This is a genomic window from Cronobacter malonaticus LMG 23826 (assembly GCF_001277215.2).
Taxonomy (GTDB): Bacteria; Pseudomonadota; Gammaproteobacteria; order Enterobacterales; family Enterobacteriaceae; genus Cronobacter; species Cronobacter malonaticus.
The window spans coordinates 514,369-529,691 of record NZ_CP013940.1 but is presented as its reverse complement, the minus strand read 5'-3'; the positions used below and the strand labels follow the sequence as shown (position 1 = coordinate 529,691).

15 protein-coding genes are annotated in these 15,323 nt (G+C 60.7%); 10 read left to right on the top strand and 5 right to left on the bottom strand.

Annotation, left to right across the window (positions count from 1 at the left end):
- Positions 1-138: 138 nt before the first annotated feature.
- Positions 139-687, top strand: coding sequence for a YtfJ family protein (locus AFK66_RS02505; RefSeq protein WP_023898012.1), 549 nt, complete (start codon positions 139-141; stop codon positions 685-687).
- Between the two features lie 71 nt (positions 688-758).
- On the opposite strand, the gene AFK66_RS02500 is transcribed toward AFK66_RS02505, so the two are convergent.
- A complete protein-coding gene (locus AFK66_RS02500) occupies positions 759-950 on the bottom strand; it encodes a hypothetical protein (RefSeq protein WP_007778166.1) in 192 nt (63 codons plus the stop codon).
- Between AFK66_RS02500 and AFK66_RS02495 the strand changes: the two genes are divergently transcribed.
- The 6 genes from AFK66_RS02495 to crtB are packed head-to-tail and all read left to right on the top strand — an operon-like array spanning position 949 to position 7,822.
- On the top strand, positions 949-1,854 hold the full coding sequence (locus tag AFK66_RS02495; RefSeq protein ID WP_007778168.1) for a polyprenyl synthetase family protein: 906 nt from the start codon (positions 949-951) through the stop codon (positions 1,852-1,854). The two genes, AFK66_RS02500 and AFK66_RS02495, sit on opposite strands and share 2 nt — an antisense overlap.
- Positions 1,855-1,896: 42 nt before the next feature.
- Positions 1,897-2,940 carry a type 2 isopentenyl-diphosphate Delta-isomerase gene (fni, locus tag AFK66_RS02490; RefSeq protein ID WP_007778169.1) on the top strand — a complete coding sequence of 348 codons (1,044 nt, stop codon included), beginning with the start codon at positions 1,897-1,899 and terminating at the stop codon, positions 2,938-2,940.
- A complete protein-coding gene (locus AFK66_RS02485) occupies positions 2,937-4,211 on the top strand; it encodes a glycosyltransferase (protein WP_023898010.1) in 1,275 nt (424 codons plus the stop codon). The genes fni and AFK66_RS02485 overlap by 4 nt, the downstream gene beginning before the upstream one ends.
- Positions 4,208-5,383 (top strand): lycopene beta-cyclase CrtY, encoded by a 1,176-nt coding sequence (gene crtY / locus AFK66_RS02480; protein WP_023898008.1) that lies wholly within the window; start codon positions 4,208-4,210, stop codon positions 5,381-5,383. Before AFK66_RS02485 ends, crtY begins: the two co-directional genes overlap by 4 nt.
- Complete coding sequence (locus tag AFK66_RS02475; RefSeq protein ID WP_023898006.1) at positions 5,376-6,854, top strand: phytoene desaturase; 1,479 nt, start codon at positions 5,376-5,378, stop codon at positions 6,852-6,854. The genes crtY and AFK66_RS02475 overlap by 8 nt, the downstream gene beginning before the upstream one ends.
- On the top strand, positions 6,851-7,822 hold the full coding sequence (gene crtB / locus AFK66_RS02470) for a 15-cis-phytoene synthase CrtB (protein ID WP_023898005.1): 972 nt from the start codon (positions 6,851-6,853) through the stop codon (positions 7,820-7,822). The genes AFK66_RS02475 and crtB overlap by 4 nt, the downstream gene beginning before the upstream one ends.
- On the opposite strand, the gene AFK66_RS02465 is transcribed toward crtB, so the two are convergent.
- Positions 7,710-8,252, bottom strand: coding sequence for a sterol desaturase family protein (locus tag AFK66_RS02465; RefSeq protein WP_032983487.1), 543 nt, complete (start codon positions 8,250-8,252; stop codon positions 7,710-7,712). The two genes, crtB and AFK66_RS02465, sit on opposite strands and share 113 nt — an antisense overlap.
- A gap of 176 nt (positions 8,253-8,428) precedes the next feature.
- A complete protein-coding gene (locus AFK66_RS02460) occupies positions 8,429-10,477 on the bottom strand; it encodes a methyl-accepting chemotaxis protein (RefSeq protein ID WP_050500540.1) in 2,049 nt (682 codons plus the stop codon).
- A gap of 846 nt (positions 10,478-11,323) precedes the next feature.
- Here AFK66_RS02460 and AFK66_RS02455 point away from each other — a divergent pair.
- From AFK66_RS02455 to yjiA, 3 genes are all read left to right on the top strand, one after another.
- Positions 11,324-13,477, top strand: a complete 2,154-nt coding sequence (locus AFK66_RS02455) for a carbon starvation CstA family protein (protein WP_007778187.1) — start codon at positions 11,324-11,326, stop codon at positions 13,475-13,477.
- A gap of 160 nt (positions 13,478-13,637) precedes the next feature.
- Positions 13,638-13,841, top strand: coding sequence for a YbdD/YjiX family protein (locus tag AFK66_RS02450; protein WP_004385473.1), 204 nt, complete (start codon positions 13,638-13,640; stop codon positions 13,839-13,841).
- An 18-nt stretch (positions 13,842-13,859) separates the two neighbouring features.
- Positions 13,860-14,825: a GTPase gene (gene yjiA, locus AFK66_RS02445; RefSeq protein WP_023898002.1), complete on the top strand. Its 966-nt coding sequence runs from the start codon at positions 13,860-13,862 to the stop codon at positions 14,823-14,825.
- 19 nt (positions 14,826-14,844) lie between these two features.
- Here yjiA and AFK66_RS02440 read toward each other — a convergent pair whose 3' ends face one another.
- Complete coding sequence (locus tag AFK66_RS02440; protein ID WP_007778197.1) at positions 14,845-15,093, bottom strand: DUF2442 domain-containing protein; 249 nt, start codon at positions 15,091-15,093, stop codon at positions 14,845-14,847.
- Positions 15,077-15,319: a DUF4160 domain-containing protein gene (locus AFK66_RS20970; protein ID WP_071602988.1), complete on the bottom strand. Its 243-nt coding sequence runs from the start codon at positions 15,317-15,319 to the stop codon at positions 15,077-15,079. Before AFK66_RS20970 ends, AFK66_RS02440 begins: the two co-directional genes overlap by 17 nt.
- Positions 15,320-15,323 lie beyond the last annotated feature (4 nt).

The window sequence follows — 15,323 nt, the reverse complement described above, 5'->3', positions numbered from 1 at the left end:
ATTTTCCTTTATACCTCAAAATCAACAACCTCACTCTTCTCCCGATCAAAACGTCAGACGCGCTCATCTGTGATCCCTCAACCCAACCGGCCAAACTCCACTACACTTTTCCGAGCTTCTCATATTGAGGGTTTTCCCATGCTGCGTCCGTTACTGCTCATCTGCACTCTGCTGCCCTTCTTCGCCTGCGCGCACAATTTTGCAGAAGGCGAACGGGTGGCACCGGTTGGCGTGGCTGAGCGCGGAGAGCTGACGCTGAATCAGGGCGAGGTTGATTATCGTGACTGGAACAGCGCGCGGCTTAGCGGCAAAGTGGGCCTGGTGCTGCATGTGGCGGGCAGGCTGTCGGCGAAAGATCTGAATAAAGGCATCAGCGACGCCATCGCGGCAGCGCGGCTGCCGGCAGATAAATTTCAGGCCACCACGATAATCAATACTGACGACGCCATTCCGGGCAGCGCCATCTTTGTGCGCCGCAGTCTGGAAAGCACCAAAAAAGAGTATCCCTCATCGGTATTTGTGCTCGACGGCACAGGCGCGGTGCAGCGCGCCTGGCGGCTTCAGCCGGGCGGTTCTGCCGTGGTGGTTCTGGATAAAGAAGGCCGCATTCGCTTCGCCAAAGATGGCGCGCTCACGCCGGATGAAGTGCGCGAGGTCATGACGCTGCTGCGCTCGCTGCTTACATAAACCTGTACAACGGCTTACAGAATTGTAAAGTTTTGTGCCACACTGAGGTAAGCCGAAGAAATTTTCCCGGATTACGCTACGCTTTTTATGAAAGCATCCGGAAAGATAACCGTGAAGATAATCAGTTGTTCAGACACCAAAAATCCCACATTTCGCCTGATGCGACGAATGTTGCGCGCCTGACGGCGGCACTCGCGCGCAGTTGCGCTTTCATTTTCTCCCACGCCACAGCGATAACGGACACCATCAGAGGCCTCAACCATGAACGCTAACGCCGTGAAATCTTCAGGGCAGGAAATCGAATTACAGGCGCTGCGCGACGCGCTGCAAACCCGCCTTGACGAGCTTCTGCCGCCGGGCCAGGAGCGCGATCTGGTCTGCGCCGCGATGCGCGAAGGCGCGCTGACGCCCGGTAAACGGGTGCGCCCGCTGCTGCTCATTCTCGCCGCGCGCGATCTCGGCTGCGACGCCAGCCAGCCAGCGCTGATGGATCTCGCCTGCGCCGTGGAGATGGTGCACGCCGCATCGCTGATGCTCGACGATATTCCATGTATGGATAACGCCCTGCTGCGCCGCGGCAAGCCGACCATTCACCGTCAGTATGGCGAAAGCGTGGCTATCCTCGCGGCGGTGGCGCTGCTGAGCCGGGCATTCGGCGTGGTGGCGCAGGCCAACCCGTTATCCGATAGCTGTAAAACCCAGGCAGTGAGCGAACTTTCCAGCGCCGTAGGGTTGCAGGGGCTGGTGCAGGGGCAGTTTCGCGATCTCAGCGAAGGCAACCAGGCCCGCAGCGCCGAGGCGATACTTGCCACCAACGATCTCAAAACCAGCGTGCTGTTTGACGCCACGCTGCAAATCGCCGCCATCGCCGCCGGCGCTTCCGCCTCGGTGCGCCACAAGCTTCGCGAGTTCTCGCACCATCTCGGCCAGGCGTTCCAGCTGCTTGACGATCTGGCGGACGGCCTGAGCCATACCGGTAAAGACATTAACAAAGACGCCGGAAAATCGACGCTGGTGGCGATGCTTGGCGCGGAAGCGGTGCACCAGCGCCTGCGCGATCACCTGCTGCGTGCCGATGAGCATCTCACCGGTGCCTGCTCGCGCGGCGCGTCCACCCGCCATTTTATGTACGCCTGGTTTGATAAACAGCTGGCCATGTTTGGCTGAACGCGTGCCGTGCCGCCGACAGTGACTGTTACTGGAGTATGAATGAAGGACAAGGAACTGAGCCAACGCAAGAACGATCATCTGGATATCGTTCTGCACCCGGAGCGGGCTAAACAAACGATTCGCACCGGCTTTGAACAGTGGCGTTTTGAGCACTGCGCCCTGCCGGAACTCGCACTTGACGACATCGATCTCAGCACCCGCCTGTTTGGTCGCGCGATGAAAGCGCCGATTCTGATTAGCTCCATGACCGGCGGCGCGCGGCGCGCGAGCGATATCAACCGGCACCTCGCCGAAGCCGCGCAGACGCTGGGGCTGGCGATGGGCGTCGGCTCGCAGCGCGTGGCGCTGGAGAGCGAGGACAACTGGGGGCTGACGGGCGAACTGCGCCGGTACGCGCCGGATATCCCGCTGCTGGCGAATCTCGGTGCCGCGCAGATAGGCAGCCTTCAGGGGCTGGATTACGCCCGGCGCGCGGTTGATATGGTGGAAGCGGACGCGCTCATTATTCATCTCAATCCGTTGCAGGAAGCGCTGCAGACCGGCGGCGATCGCGACTGGCGCGGCGTGCTGGCGGCGATTGAACGCGTCGTGAAAGCCCTTCCCGTCCCGGTGGTGGTAAAGGAAGTCGGCGCTGGCCTCTCGGTGCCGGTGGCGCGCCAGCTTAAAGAGGCGGGCGTCGCCATGCTGGATGTCGCGGGCGCGGGCGGTACCAGCTGGGCCGCCGTGGAAGGTGAACGCGCCGCCAGCGTGCATGCCCGTAACGTGGCGATGGCCTTTACCAACTGGGGCATTCCCACCGCACAGGCGCTGCGCCAGATACATCAGGCGTTCCCGGCGACGCCGCTCATCGCCTCTGGCGGCATTCGCGACGGTATCGACGCCGCCAAAGCCCTGGCGATGGGCGCAAGTCTTGTCGGCCAGGCCGCGGCGGTGCTCGGCAGCGCCACCACTTCCACCAGCGCGGTGCTGGACCATTTCGCGGTGGTGATTGAGCAGTTGCGGGTCGCCTGTTTTTGCACCGGCAGCGCCAGTATCAGCGCGCTGCGTGAGGCCCGGCTGGTGCGCGTCGGGGACGAGGAATGAGCCACTACGCGGTCATTACGCCCCCGCTGTACAGCCACGTTCATGCCATGCAGGCGCTCGCGCAGGCGCTTATCGCCCGCGGGCACCGCATCACTTTTATCCAGCAGGCCGAGGCCCGCACGTTGCTTGACGATTCGAACATCGGCTTTTACCCGGTAGGCGAAGCGAGCCATCCGCCCGGCAGCCTCGCCCGCACCTTACGCCTGACCGCGCATCCGGGCGGCCCGGCCATTCTGAGCCTGATTGACGATCTGGCGCGCACCACCGACATGCTGTGCCGGGAGTTGCCCGACGCGCTGACGCGTCTTGGCGTGGACGGCCTGATTGTCGATCAGATGGAGCCCGCGGGCGGTATCGTCGCCGACGCGCTGGATCTGCCGTTTGTCTCGGTCGCCTGTGCCCTGCCGGTCAACCGCGAGGCAGGGCTTCCGCTGCCGGTCATGCCGTTTCGCTATGCGCAGACGCCGCGCGCCCGCAAGATTTACCAGACCAGCCAGCAGGTACACGACTGGCTGATGGGTCGCCAGAGTAAAGTGATTGCCCACCACGCGCAGCGCTTCGGGCTCTCGCCCCGTCGCGGGCTGCACGATTGTCTCTCGCCGCTGGCGCAAATCAGCCAGACGCTCAGCACGCTCGATTTTCCACGCCACGCACTGCCGCCCTGCTTTCATGCGGTCGGTCCGCTGCGTCCGCCGCAACCGCCGGTGGCAGAAGCGGTGCGCGATACAACTCGCCCGCGCGTGTTTGCCTCGCTCGGCACATTACAGGGGCACCGCTACGGGCTGTTTCGCACCATAGCCCGCGCCTGTCGTGACGCCGACGTCGAACTGCTGGTCGCGCACTGCGGCGGCCTCAATGACGCGCAGGCCAGCGCGCTGAAGGCGAGCGGTGCCACTCAGGTAACGGGGTTTACCGACCAGCCGCTGGCGCTCAGCCAGTCGGATGCCGTCATTACCCACGGCGGGCTTAACACGGTGATGGACGCTATCGCCAGCGCCACGCCGCTGTTAGTGGTGCCGCTGGCGTTCGATCAGCCCGGCGTGGCGGCGCGCGTGGAGCACTGCGGCATCGGGCAGCGCGTCTCGCGCTTCGCCGGACGCCGCACCTTTGCCCGCAAGCTTAAAACGCTGCTTGGCGACGATTGCTGCCGCACGCGTCTCGTCGCGATGCAGCGCGCGCTGGCGCAAGCGGGCGGCGTCGTGCGCGCGGCGCAGATCGCTGAACAGGCGCTGGACGAGCGCCGCCCTGTATTCGCGCAGGCTCCTTTATGAACACGCAGTGGGATCTGATTCTCGCTGGTGGCGGCCTGGCGAACGGGCTTATCGCTCTGCGCCTGCGCGCCCTGCAACCGGCGCTTAACGTGCTGCTGCTGGAGGCGGACGACGCGCCCGGCGGCAATCACACCTGGTCATTTCACGGCCCGGATCTCACGGCCGAACAGCACGCCTGGCTCACGCCGCTGGTGGCGCACCGCTGGGACGGCTACGAGGTGCGCTTCCCGGCGCTGACGCGCGCGCTGGACGGCGGCTACTACAGCGTTACGTCTGAGCGTTTCGCTGACGTTTTACAGACGACGCTGGGCGAGCGCCTCTGGCGCAACGCGCCGGTCGCAAGCCTGACGCCGCAGAGCGTGACGCTCACCGACGGGCGCACGCTGCACGCCCGCGCGGTCATTGATGGCCGCGGCTGGCACGCCAGCCCGCATCTCACCGCGGGCCAGCAGGCATTTCTCGGGCAGCAGTGGCGGCTCGCCGCGCCCCACGGCCTGACCCGCCCTATTCTGATGGACGCAACAGTGGCGCAACAGGGCGGCTACCGGTTTGTGTACACGCTGCCGCTCACGCCCGACACCCTGCTGATAGAAGATACGCACTACATCGACAGCGCCACGCTCGATCCCGACCGCGCGCGGGAGAATATCGCTTGTTACGCGCGCGCGCAGGGCTGGCAGCTGGCGACGCTTGAGCGCGAGGAGCGCGGCAACCTGCCGATTACGCTTACCGGCGCGCCGCAGGCATTCTGGCGCGAAGCGCAGGGCGTGGCGCGCGCGGGCCTGCGCGCCGGGCTGTTTCACGCGACGACCGGCTATTCGCTGCCGCACGCGGCAACGCTTGCCGACCTTATCGCCGCGCAGCCGCCTGCGTCTTCAGCAGCGCTCTATGCGCTGACGGCAGATTACGCGCAGCGCCAGTGGCGGCGTCAGCGCTTTTTCCGGCTGCTGAACCGGATGCTGTTTCTGGCCGGAAAACCGGACCTGCGCTGGCAGGTGATGCAGCGCTTTTATGGACTGAATGCGGGGCTTATCGCCCGGTTTTATGCCGGACGACTGACCCCAATGGATATGGCGCGACTGCTGACAGGCAAACCCCCGGTTCCGGTGGGCGAAGCCATGCAGGCCGTGCTAAAGCAAACTCCCCGGCTGCGAGCTTTTCATCATGACTAAAACTGTTGTTATCGGGTCCGGCTTTGGCGGCCTGGCCCTGGCTATCCGCTTACAGGCGGCGGGCGTTCCCACTTTACTGCTTGAGCAGCGCGATAAACCCGGCGGGCGGGCGTATGTTTATGAAGATAAAGGTTTTACCTTTGACGCCGGCCCGACGGTGATTACCGATCCTTCGGCCATCGAGGAGCTGTTCACGTTGGCCGGTAAAAACATCGCCGATTATGTCGATCTTTTGCCCGTCACGCCGTTCTACCGCCTGTGCTGGGAGAACGGCCAGGTGTTTAATTACGATAACGATCAGGCGAGCCTTGAGGCGCAAATCGCCCGCATCAACCCGCGCGATGTCGAGGGTTATCGCCAGTTTTTGGCGTATTCGCAGGCGGTGTTTAAAGAAGGCTATCTGAAGCTTGGCGCGGTGCCGTTCCTCTCGTTTCGCGATATGTTGCGCGCAGGCCCGCAGCTTGCGCGCCTCCAGGCGTGGCGCAGCGTGTATGGCATGGTGTCGAAATTTATCGAAGACGATCATCTACGCCAGGCGTTCTCTTTCCACTCGCTGCTGGTGGGCGGCAACCCGTTCGCGACGTCATCTATCTATACGCTTATCCACGCGCTGGAGCGCCAGTGGGGCGTCTGGTTCGCCCGTGGCGGCACCGGCGCGCTGGTGCAGGGGCTGGTGAAGCTGTTTACCGATCTGGGCGGCGAAATCGAACTTAACGCCAAAGTCACACGCCTCGACACCCAGGGCGACAAAATCAGCGGCGTGACGCTCGCCGACGGGCGACGCATTCCCGCGCGCGCTGTGGCGTCGAATGCCGATGTGGTGCACACCTACAACAACTTGCTGGGCCATCATCCGCGCGGCGTCTCGCAGTCGGCCTCGCTGCGCCGCAAGCGGATGAGCAACTCGCTGTTTGTGCTCTATTTCGGGCTTAACCATCACCACAGCCAGCTCGCGCATCACACGGTCTGCTTCGGGCCGCGCTATAAAGGACTGATTGAAGATATCTTCAAACGCGACTCGCTCGCGGACGACTTCTCGCTCTATCTGCACGCGCCGTGCGTCACCGATCCTTCTCTGGCCCCGCCGGGCTGCGGCAGCTATTACGTGCTCGCCCCCGTGCCGCACCTCGGCACCGCGAACCTGAACTGGGACGTCGAAGGCCCACGCCTGCGCGACCGGATTTTTGAGTATCTTGAGCAGCACTATATGCCGGGCCTTCGCGAACAGCTCGTGACGCACCGCATGTTCACGCCGTTCGATTTCCGCGACCAACTCGGCGCGTATCATGGCTCGGCGTTTTCAGTAGAGCCTATCCTCACCCAGAGCGCCTGGTTCCGCCCGCATAACCGCGACAGCCGCATTGATAACCTCTATTTAGTCGGCGCGGGCACTCACCCCGGCGCGGGCATTCCGGGCGTTATCGGCTCGGCGAAGGCCACCGCCGGGCTGATGCTGGAGGGGCATGCATGAGTGACAAACCGCTGCTGACGCATGCCACCGAAACCATCGAGGCGGGCTCCAAAAGCTTTGCCACCGCCTCGAAACTGTTTGACGCAAAAACCCGGCGCAGCGCGCTGATGCTCTACGCCTGGTGCCGCCACTGCGACGATGTGACTGACGGCCAGGTGCTTGGTTTTAGCGCGCCCGACGCGCCGACCGACACCCCAGAGGCGCGCATCGCCCTGCTGCGCGCGCTGACGCTTGAGGCTTACGCGGGCAAACCAATGCGCGAGCCAAATTTCGCGGCATTTCAGGAGGTGGCGCTGGAACATCAGATCCCGCCTGCGCTGGCGCTCGATCATCTCGAAGGTTTCGCGATGGACGTACGCGACGAGCGCTATCGCACCTTTGATGACACGCTGCGCTACTGTTACCACGTGGCGGGCGTGGTGGGGCTGATGATGGCGCGCGTGATGGGCGTGCGCGATGAGGCCGTGCTGGATCGCGCCTGCGATCTGGGCCTGGCGTTTCAGCTCACTAACATTGCGCGGGATATCGTCGAAGACGCCGCCATCGGGCGCTGCTATCTACCTGAGGCGTGGCTTCAGGAGGAAGGGCTTCGCGCTGACACCTTAACAGATCTCGCGCACCGCCCGGCGCTGGCGCGTCTCGCCGCCCGTCTTGTGGATGAAGCGGAGCCGTATTACGCCTCGGCGCGCGCCGGGCTTGCCGGTCTGCCGCTACGCAGCGCGTGGGCTATCGCCACCGCGCATGGGGTCTACCGGGAAATTGGCGTCAAGGTGAAGCGCGCGGGCGTTAACGCGTGGGAGACGCGTCAGGGTACCAGCAAGGTCGAGAAACTGGCCCTGCTGGCGAAAGGCACGGTTATGGCTGTGAGTTCTCGCGGCGCGTCGTCGTCGCCTCGCCCTTTGGCGCTCTGGCAGCGGCCGCGCGCGCAGGACGACCGTTACGCTCACGCAGCACCGCCTGCAGCTTAGCCACCGGCGGGGCGTAGAGAAAACCAAAGGAGACGCAGCCTTCGCGCCCGCGCACCGCATGATGCAGCCGGTGCGCCAGATAGAGCCGCTTCAGATAGCCCCGGCGCGGCACATAGCGAAATGGCCAGCGCTGGTGGACCAGCCCGTCATGCACGATGAAGTAAAGCGCGCCGTAAAGCGTCATGCCCGCGCCAATCCACTGCAACGGCCAGCGTCCGCCTGCCCCAAGCGCAATAAGCAAAATCGCCACGCCCGCAAACACCACCGCGTAGAGATCGTTGACTTCAAACCAGCCTTTGCGCGGCGAATGGTGGGAAAGATGCCAGCCCCATCCCCAACCATGCATCACATATTTGTGCGTCAGCGCCGCCACGACTTCCATCGCCGCGACCGTCAGCAGCACAATCGCTACGTTATACAGCACTATCATAATTTCTCCTGGGCCCGCCTGAACGGAACGTCCTGTTGCCGGGAAACGTAAGCGCTATTCGCGCCGCAACCCAGAGAGTATAGCAACCCAGGCGACGATGTCGGCGATCGCCGCGCTGCGCGCGGAGAATAAAAAAACCCCGGCAAGCCGGGGTTAATGTGTGCCAGCGCTGACGCTTAAAAATGTTCCCACTCGCCCTGGGCTCCCGCCACCGCGAGCGCTTTCGGCGCAGGCGCCGCGACCGGCACGGCGGCGGGCTCAGCACGGCGAGGCGCGCTGGCGCCGACGTTAAATATCGCGACCATCTGCTCCAGCTCGCGCGCCTGCTCTTCGAGCGACGAGGCGGCCGCAGAGGATTCCTCCACCAGTGCGGCGTTCTGCTGGGTCGTGGTGTCCATTTCCGACATCGCCTGGCCAATCTGGGCGATGCCGCGGCTCTGCTCGGTACAGGCGCGGGCGATCTCATCCATAATCTCACGCACCTGGGCGACGGAGCCGACAATATCTTCCATCGCCTCACCGGCGCTCGCCACCAGCTGCGCGCCGTTTTCGACGCGCTGGTTAGCTTCCGTAATCAGCGCGCCAATTTCTTTAGCAGCGGTGGCGCTGCGGCTGGCCAGCGTGCGGACTTCGCCCGCCACTACCGCGAACCCGCGGCCCTGCTCACCGGCGCGCGCGGCTTCCACGGCGGCGTTCAGCGCCAGGATATTGGTCTGGAAGGCGATGCCGTTAATGACGCTGATGATGTCGGCGATTTTCCCGGAGCTTGCCTGGATATTGCGCATCGTCTCGACCACCTCATTCACCACTTTCCCGCCGCGATCGGCGTTGGAAGAAGCCTGCGCCGCCAGCTGGCTCGCCTGCTGCGCGTTACCGGCGGTTTCTTTGACGGTGGAGGTCAGCTCTTCCATGCTGGCAGCCGTCTGCACCACGGCGGCGGACTGCTCTTCGGTACGCGATGAGAGATCGATATTCCCGGCGGCGATTTCCGACGACGCGCGCGAGACGTTATCCACGCCGTGACGCACGCGGGTAATAATGCTTTTCAGGCTGTCGTTCATGGTGCCGACCGCCTGCATCAGCAGGCCCGGCTCATCGCGGCGCAGCGACGAGACGGTGACGGTCAAATCGCCCTGCGCGATGCGGTTCGCCACTGCTAATGTTTCACGCAGCGGGCGGGTGATATTGCGCGTAATGAACGCGGCGACAATCAGCCCGAACAGAACGCCTGCCAGCGTCCCGGCGAGCATCAGCGTTTCAACATGGCTGATGGAATTCGCCATGCGCATTTTGCGAAACTCATGGAAGTCGGCCACCGTTTCATTAAGCGCGGTAGCCGCGTTGCTGAGCGCGGTCGATTGTGTCTGCTGATCGCCTGAAGCCGATACAAACAGCGCGGCGCTGCTGTGCAGCATACGCGTCTGATCGGTTAATGCGGAGAGCCACGGCAGCGGCGTATCACGCGTACTGGCTCCCAGCAGCGCAGCGGTTGTGTCGATACTGCCCAGCAGCTCGTTGAGTTTGTTCAGCGTCTCGCGGTCGCCACGGGTGACCAGCGCGTCGATAGTGCTCTGCACCTGCTGGGCTTTTGCGGCAAGACGGGCCGCCAGCATCGCCGCCTGTGGGCTGGTGTCTGCCTGCTCGCTGTACATTGATGCCTGCTCGATAAACTGCGACGGCCACTGTTCATGCAGATCGGCGGCGAGCGTATTACGCTGGCGCAGCACCTGAATGTATTTATCGCGCACGCCCAGATAGGTTTGCAGGTTAGTTTGCATGGCGGCAAACCGGGTGCGCCCTTCGGTATCCATATTAAATTGCGACAGCGACGCGAGCTGCTCACCCACCTGACGCAGCGCACTGGCGTTCAGCTCCGCATATTTTTCCTCGCTGGTGAGCTGGAACAGCGTGCGGTTAATACGCGCTTCATTCAGGGCGGTCACGATACTGACGGTCAGCGTTTCCTTACGGGCATTCTCATCCACCTGACGAAAGCCATAAATTCCGGCACCGGCAATCAGCAGCATAATGCACAGCACAATAATAAAACCCGACGTCAGTTTTTTGCCGACGCTCAGATTATTCACTTTCTCGCCAAACGACGTCACTAAAGCCATTGCATTCACCATCACGTTAAAATGATAAAAATTGTTTAACTGTTTATCGTCAGTGAAAGAATGATCCTTTAGTGCATGCATCATCTGAACAGGTTCAAAAAAATTCAATGAATATCAGAAAAGAAAAATATCCTGGGTAAGAAAAACACAGGATATATGTTAAAAAAATATTATAACGGAGGTAATTAAGTTCAAAAGTAGAGACTTAACCACAATTGCATGTTCATTAAATAAACAATTGCGCGTTTCATTTTAACGTAAATTTTTGGAAAAGATTAAAACGGGTTTTCGCGCATATTTTTAATAAACTGATTATTAAAGAATTTTATTTTTCATTAAATTTTTAAGTCTTTATTTTTTGTTTAACCATGGCTTAACTAATATTTACCATAAATTAATAATGATGCCGTTTTATGGCACGCGCATAAAATTACGCAGTAATTCATCCTGACTGAAAGTGATACGGGTATCACAAGGCGAACGTGACCATGGTCAAAATATATCATGTATTATTAATTCAGAAAGCAACTTATTACCAACATAAAACCATTTCACTTTTTGCCATTATTACCCTGCGGGAAAGTGAATGCCTGGTCAGAAAGGGAATATGATCGTGTACCAGCGCGTTTGTTGCTGATACATAACGCGCACACCACATGATCGCGCCTGCACTTTCCTGCCGACGTCGAACGCCCACGCCACCTCTTCCCTCCTGCCCGCTTCCCTCCGTGACTGGCGTCACAGAACCCGCGCCGCTCAGGGCGCTGGCGAACCGCTCGCTGCGTTATATGACCGTTCGCCCCGCTATGTAACCGCTTGTTGAAGCCCTTTCCAGGTCGCCTGCGCGTTTTGTCATCATTAAGCGCGTTTTGAATCTTTCGGTTATCCGCCGTCTGCGCCGTCAGGGACGCACGTCACAGCCGGTTTTATCTCTGTCTGACAAGCAGGTTTCTTATGGACAAAAAAACAGTAATGAAACATCTGCCCTGGGCGCTTCTTGGCGTCATCGGGGCCTTTTGTCTTGCCGTGGTGGCATTACGCCGCGGCGAGAGCGTCAGCGCCTTGTGGATTGTGGTGGCCTCGGTCTCCATCTACCTGGTGGCTTACCGCTACTACAGCTTGTATATCGCCAGCCGCGTGATGCAGCTCGACCCGACGCGTGCGACCCCAGCAGTCATCAATAACGACGGGCTGAACTATGTGCCCACCAACCGCTACGTGTTGTTCGGCCACCATTTCGCCGCCATCGCAGGCGCGGGGCCGCTGGTCGGCCCGGTGCTGGCCGCGCAGATGGGCTATCTGCCCGGTACGCTGTGGCTGCTCGCAGGCGTGGTGCTGGCGGGCGCGGTGCAGGATTTCATGGTGCTGTTTATCTCCTCGCGCCGGAACGGTGCCTCGCTTGGCGAGATGATCAAGGAGGAGATGGGCCCGGTGCCGGGCACCATCGCGCTATTCGGCTGTTTCTTAATCATGATTATTATCCTCGCGGTGCTGGCACTCATCGTGGTGAAAGCGCTGGCGGAAAGCCCGTGGGGCGTCTTTACCGTCTGCTCGACGGTGCCGATCGCGCTGTTTATGGGCATCTATATGCGCTTTATCCGTCCGGGGCGCGTGGGTGAAGTGTCGGTCATCGGCGTGGTGCTGCTGGTGGCGTCTATCTGGTTTGGCGGCGTGATCGCAGCCGACCCGTACTGGGGCCCGGCGCTGACCTTTAAAGACACCACGATCACTTACGCGCTGGTGGGCTACGCGTTTGTTTCCGCCCTGCTGCCGGTGTGGCTGATTCTGGCACCGCGCGACTACCTAGCGACGTTCCTGAAAATCGGCGTGATTGTGGGCCTGGCGGTAGGCATTCTGATCCTGAACCCGGAGCTGAAAATGCCTGCCGTGACGCAGTATATCGACGGCACCGGGCCGCTGTGGAAAGGCGCGCTGTTCCCGTTCCTGTTTATTACTATCGCCTGCGGCGCAGTCTCCGGCTTCCATGCGCTGATCGCCTCCGGCACCACGCCGAAACTGCTGGCGAACGAAACCGACGCGCGCTTTATCGGCTATGGCGCGATGCTGATGGAATCCTTCGTCGCCGTAATGGCGCTGGTAGCGGCCTCTATCATCGAACCGGGTCTCTATTTCGCGATGAACACCCCGCCCGCGGGGCTAGGCATCACAATGCCGAACCTGCATGAGCTGGGTACTGACAACGCGCCGCTGATTCTGGCGCAGCTGAAAGATGTCTCCGCCCACGCGGCGGCGACCGTGAGCGCCTGGGGCTTTGTGATTACGCCTGAGCAGATCATGCAGACCGCCAAAGATATCGGCGAGCCGTCTGTACTGAACCGCGCGGGCGGCGCGCCGACGCTGGCCGTTGGTATCGCCCACGTGTTCCACAAAATCATCCCGGCCGCGGACATGGGCTTCTGGTATCACTTCGGCATTCTGTTCGAGGCGCTGTTTATCCTGACCGCGCTCGACGCCGGCACCCGTTCTGGCCGCTTTATGTTCCAGGATCTGGTGGGCAACTTTGTGCCGTTCCTGAAGAAAACCGATTCGCTGGTGGCGGGCATCGTCGGGACGGCGGGCTGTGTGGGCCTGTGGGGTTATCTGCTCTATCAGGGCGTGGTGGACCCGCTCGGCGGCGTGAAGAGCCTGTGGCCGCTGTTCGGCATCTCTAACCAGATGCTGGCCGCCGTGGCGCTGGTGCTGGCGACCGTGGTGCTGGTGAAGATGAAGCGCACCCGTTATATCTGGGTGACCGTGGTGCCGGCGGTGTGGCTGCTTATCTGCACCACCTGGGCGCTCGGCATGAAGCTCTTTAGCGTGAATCCGCAGATGGAAGGCTTCTTCTATATGGCGAACGAGTATAAAACGCGTATCGCCGCAGGCGGCGCTGAGCTGACCGAGCAGCAGGTAGCCAACATGCACCATATCGTTATCAATAATTACACCAACGCGGGCCTGAGTATTCTGTTCCTGGTGGTGGTGTACAGCATCATTTTCTACGGTGTTCGCACCGCGATGAAGGCGCGTCGTTCCGCGCAGCCGTGTGCGAAAGAAACGCCGTATGTGCCGGTGCCGGAAGGCGGCGTAAAAACCTCGTCACACCATTAATGTAACGGTGGTAAACGGCGGGTGCGCGAGGCTTACCCGCCCTACATTTAACAGATTCATTTGTTATCCAGGGTGGGTAAGCGAAGCGCATCCACCTTTTATCGACACACTCGCAAGCCCCCGGCTCACACCGCCGGGCTTTTTCTGTCTGGGAAACATAATGTTTGGTAACTTAGGACAAGCGAAAAAATACCTGGGTCAGGCGGCGAAAATGCTGATAGGTATTCCGGACTATGACAACTACGTTGAGCATATGAAGACTAATCACCCGGATAAACCGTATATGACCTACGACGAATTCTTCCGCGAGCGCCAGCAGGCGCGCTATGGCGGAAGCGGCGAAGGCGGCATGCGCTGCTGCTGACACTTACCGGAGGTAAACATGCAACCCGTTGCGGTCACGCTCTTAACCGGCTTTCTTGGCGCCGGAAAAACCACGCTGCTGCGTCACATCCTCGAAGCCAACCACGGCTATAAAATCGCGGTTATTGAAAACGAATTCGGCGAAACGCCCATCGACAGCGAAATCCTCGGCAGCCGCGCCACGCAAATGAAAACACTCAGCAACGGCTGCATCTGCTGTACCCGCTCGGAAGAACTGGAATCGGCGCTGCTCGATTTGCTGGAACTGCTTGACGGCGGCGTCACGACATTCGATCGGGTGATTATCGAATGCACCGGCATGGCAGATCCCGGCCCCATTATCCAGACGTTCTTCTCCCACGAGACGCTGTGCGAGCGCTATCTGCTGGATGGCGTGATTACGCTGGTAGACGCCGTACACGCCGGTCAGCAGATGGACCGCTACGCGCTGGCGCAGTCGCAAATCGGCTACGCGGATCGTATTCTGCTGACTAAAACCGATGTGGCGGGCGAAGACGAAGCGCTGCTGGCCCGTCTGCGCCGCATTAACGCCCGCGCGCCGGTGCATAAAGTAGTGCAGGGCGAGGTGGATCTGGGCCTGATTTTCGACACCCAGGGCTTTATGCTCGAAGAGCGCATCGTACAGCCCGCGCCGCGCTTTCACTTTGCCGCCCCCGCGCAGCCCGATATCGCCTCTATTGTGGTGAATTTTGATTATCCGGTAGCGCTGGATGCGATATCCCGCGTGATGGAAGGACTGCTGCTACAGTTCGCCGATAACCTTATGCGTTACAAGGGGATGCTGTTTATTCAGGACGAGCCGCGCCGTTTGTTGTTCCAGGGCGTCCAGCGGCTTTACAGCGCCGACTGGGACCGCGAATGGGCGAGCGATGAAACGCCGCAAAGCACGCTGGTGTTTATCGGCGCGCATCTGCCGGAAGAGGAGATCCGCGCCGCTTTTGCGGCGCTTGCGCCGAAGAGTTGAGCCTTGTGAAAAGAGGAAATTAGCCTACCCGCGGCGGCTGGCGAGTGATATCCCCTCTTCCAGCCAGTAAGCCTTCGACGGAGATATCTTCATCCAGCGTTTCCCAGTGAATACCGTATGGGCTGATTTCCCATTTCGCGCGTTCTTCATCGCTGGCATTGAGCAGCCGCGGAAACCAGGAGAGCGGCGCGCCAATGATCCGCGCGTCGGAGAGTTCAACCCACAAGGTTTGCTCGTCAAAGCTCACGCGTTTAGCTGAAATAGTCATACCAGGCTCCGGTAAGCTGTTGCTGATGTTGGGTGACAAGAAGTAATAACTCTGCCACTTCACGCGGAGTGAATCCATGATTTCGTGCCAGGGACGTGAAGGGGCTTAGCCAGAATTTAGCCTCCGCTCCGCCACGACGCACATGAATATGCGCAGGCTCGCGAGGATTGCCTTCATTCGAGTAAAAAAAGAATCGATAATCCTTTATGCGAAGTATCACTGGCATATGA

Coding starts and splice junctions, on each gene's coding strand:
- AFK66_RS02495 (WP_007778168.1), top strand. CDS start 949: ATGAACGCTAACGCCGTGAAATCTTCAGGGCAGGAAATCGAATTACAG.
- AFK66_RS02455 (WP_007778187.1), top strand. CDS start 11,324: ATGGACAAAAAAACAGTAATGAAACATCTGCCCTGGGCGCTTCTTGGC.
- AFK66_RS20970 (WP_071602988.1), bottom strand. CDS start 15,319: ATGCCAGTGATACTTCGCATAAAGGATTATCGATTCTTTTTTTACTCG.
- AFK66_RS02450 (WP_004385473.1), top strand. CDS start 13,638: ATGTTTGGTAACTTAGGACAAGCGAAAAAATACCTGGGTCAGGCGGCG.
- AFK66_RS02505 (WP_023898012.1), top strand. CDS start 139: ATGCTGCGTCCGTTACTGCTCATCTGCACTCTGCTGCCCTTCTTCGCC.
- AFK66_RS02465 (WP_032983487.1), bottom strand. CDS start 8,252: ATGATAGTGCTGTATAACGTAGCGATTGTGCTGCTGACGGTCGCGGCG.
- crtY (WP_023898008.1), top strand. CDS start 4,208: ATGAACACGCAGTGGGATCTGATTCTCGCTGGTGGCGGCCTGGCGAAC.
- AFK66_RS02440 (WP_007778197.1), bottom strand. CDS start 15,093: ATGACTATTTCAGCTAAACGCGTGAGCTTTGACGAGCAAACCTTGTGG.
- yjiA (WP_023898002.1), top strand. CDS start 13,860: ATGCAACCCGTTGCGGTCACGCTCTTAACCGGCTTTCTTGGCGCCGGA.
- AFK66_RS02485 (WP_023898010.1), top strand. CDS start 2,937: ATGAGCCACTACGCGGTCATTACGCCCCCGCTGTACAGCCACGTTCAT.
- AFK66_RS02475 (WP_023898006.1), top strand. CDS start 5,376: ATGACTAAAACTGTTGTTATCGGGTCCGGCTTTGGCGGCCTGGCCCTG.
- fni (WP_007778169.1), top strand. CDS start 1,897: ATGAAGGACAAGGAACTGAGCCAACGCAAGAACGATCATCTGGATATC.
- AFK66_RS02500 (WP_007778166.1), bottom strand. CDS start 950: ATGGTTGAGGCCTCTGATGGTGTCCGTTATCGCTGTGGCGTGGGAGAA.
- crtB (WP_023898005.1), top strand. CDS start 6,851: ATGAGTGACAAACCGCTGCTGACGCATGCCACCGAAACCATCGAGGCG.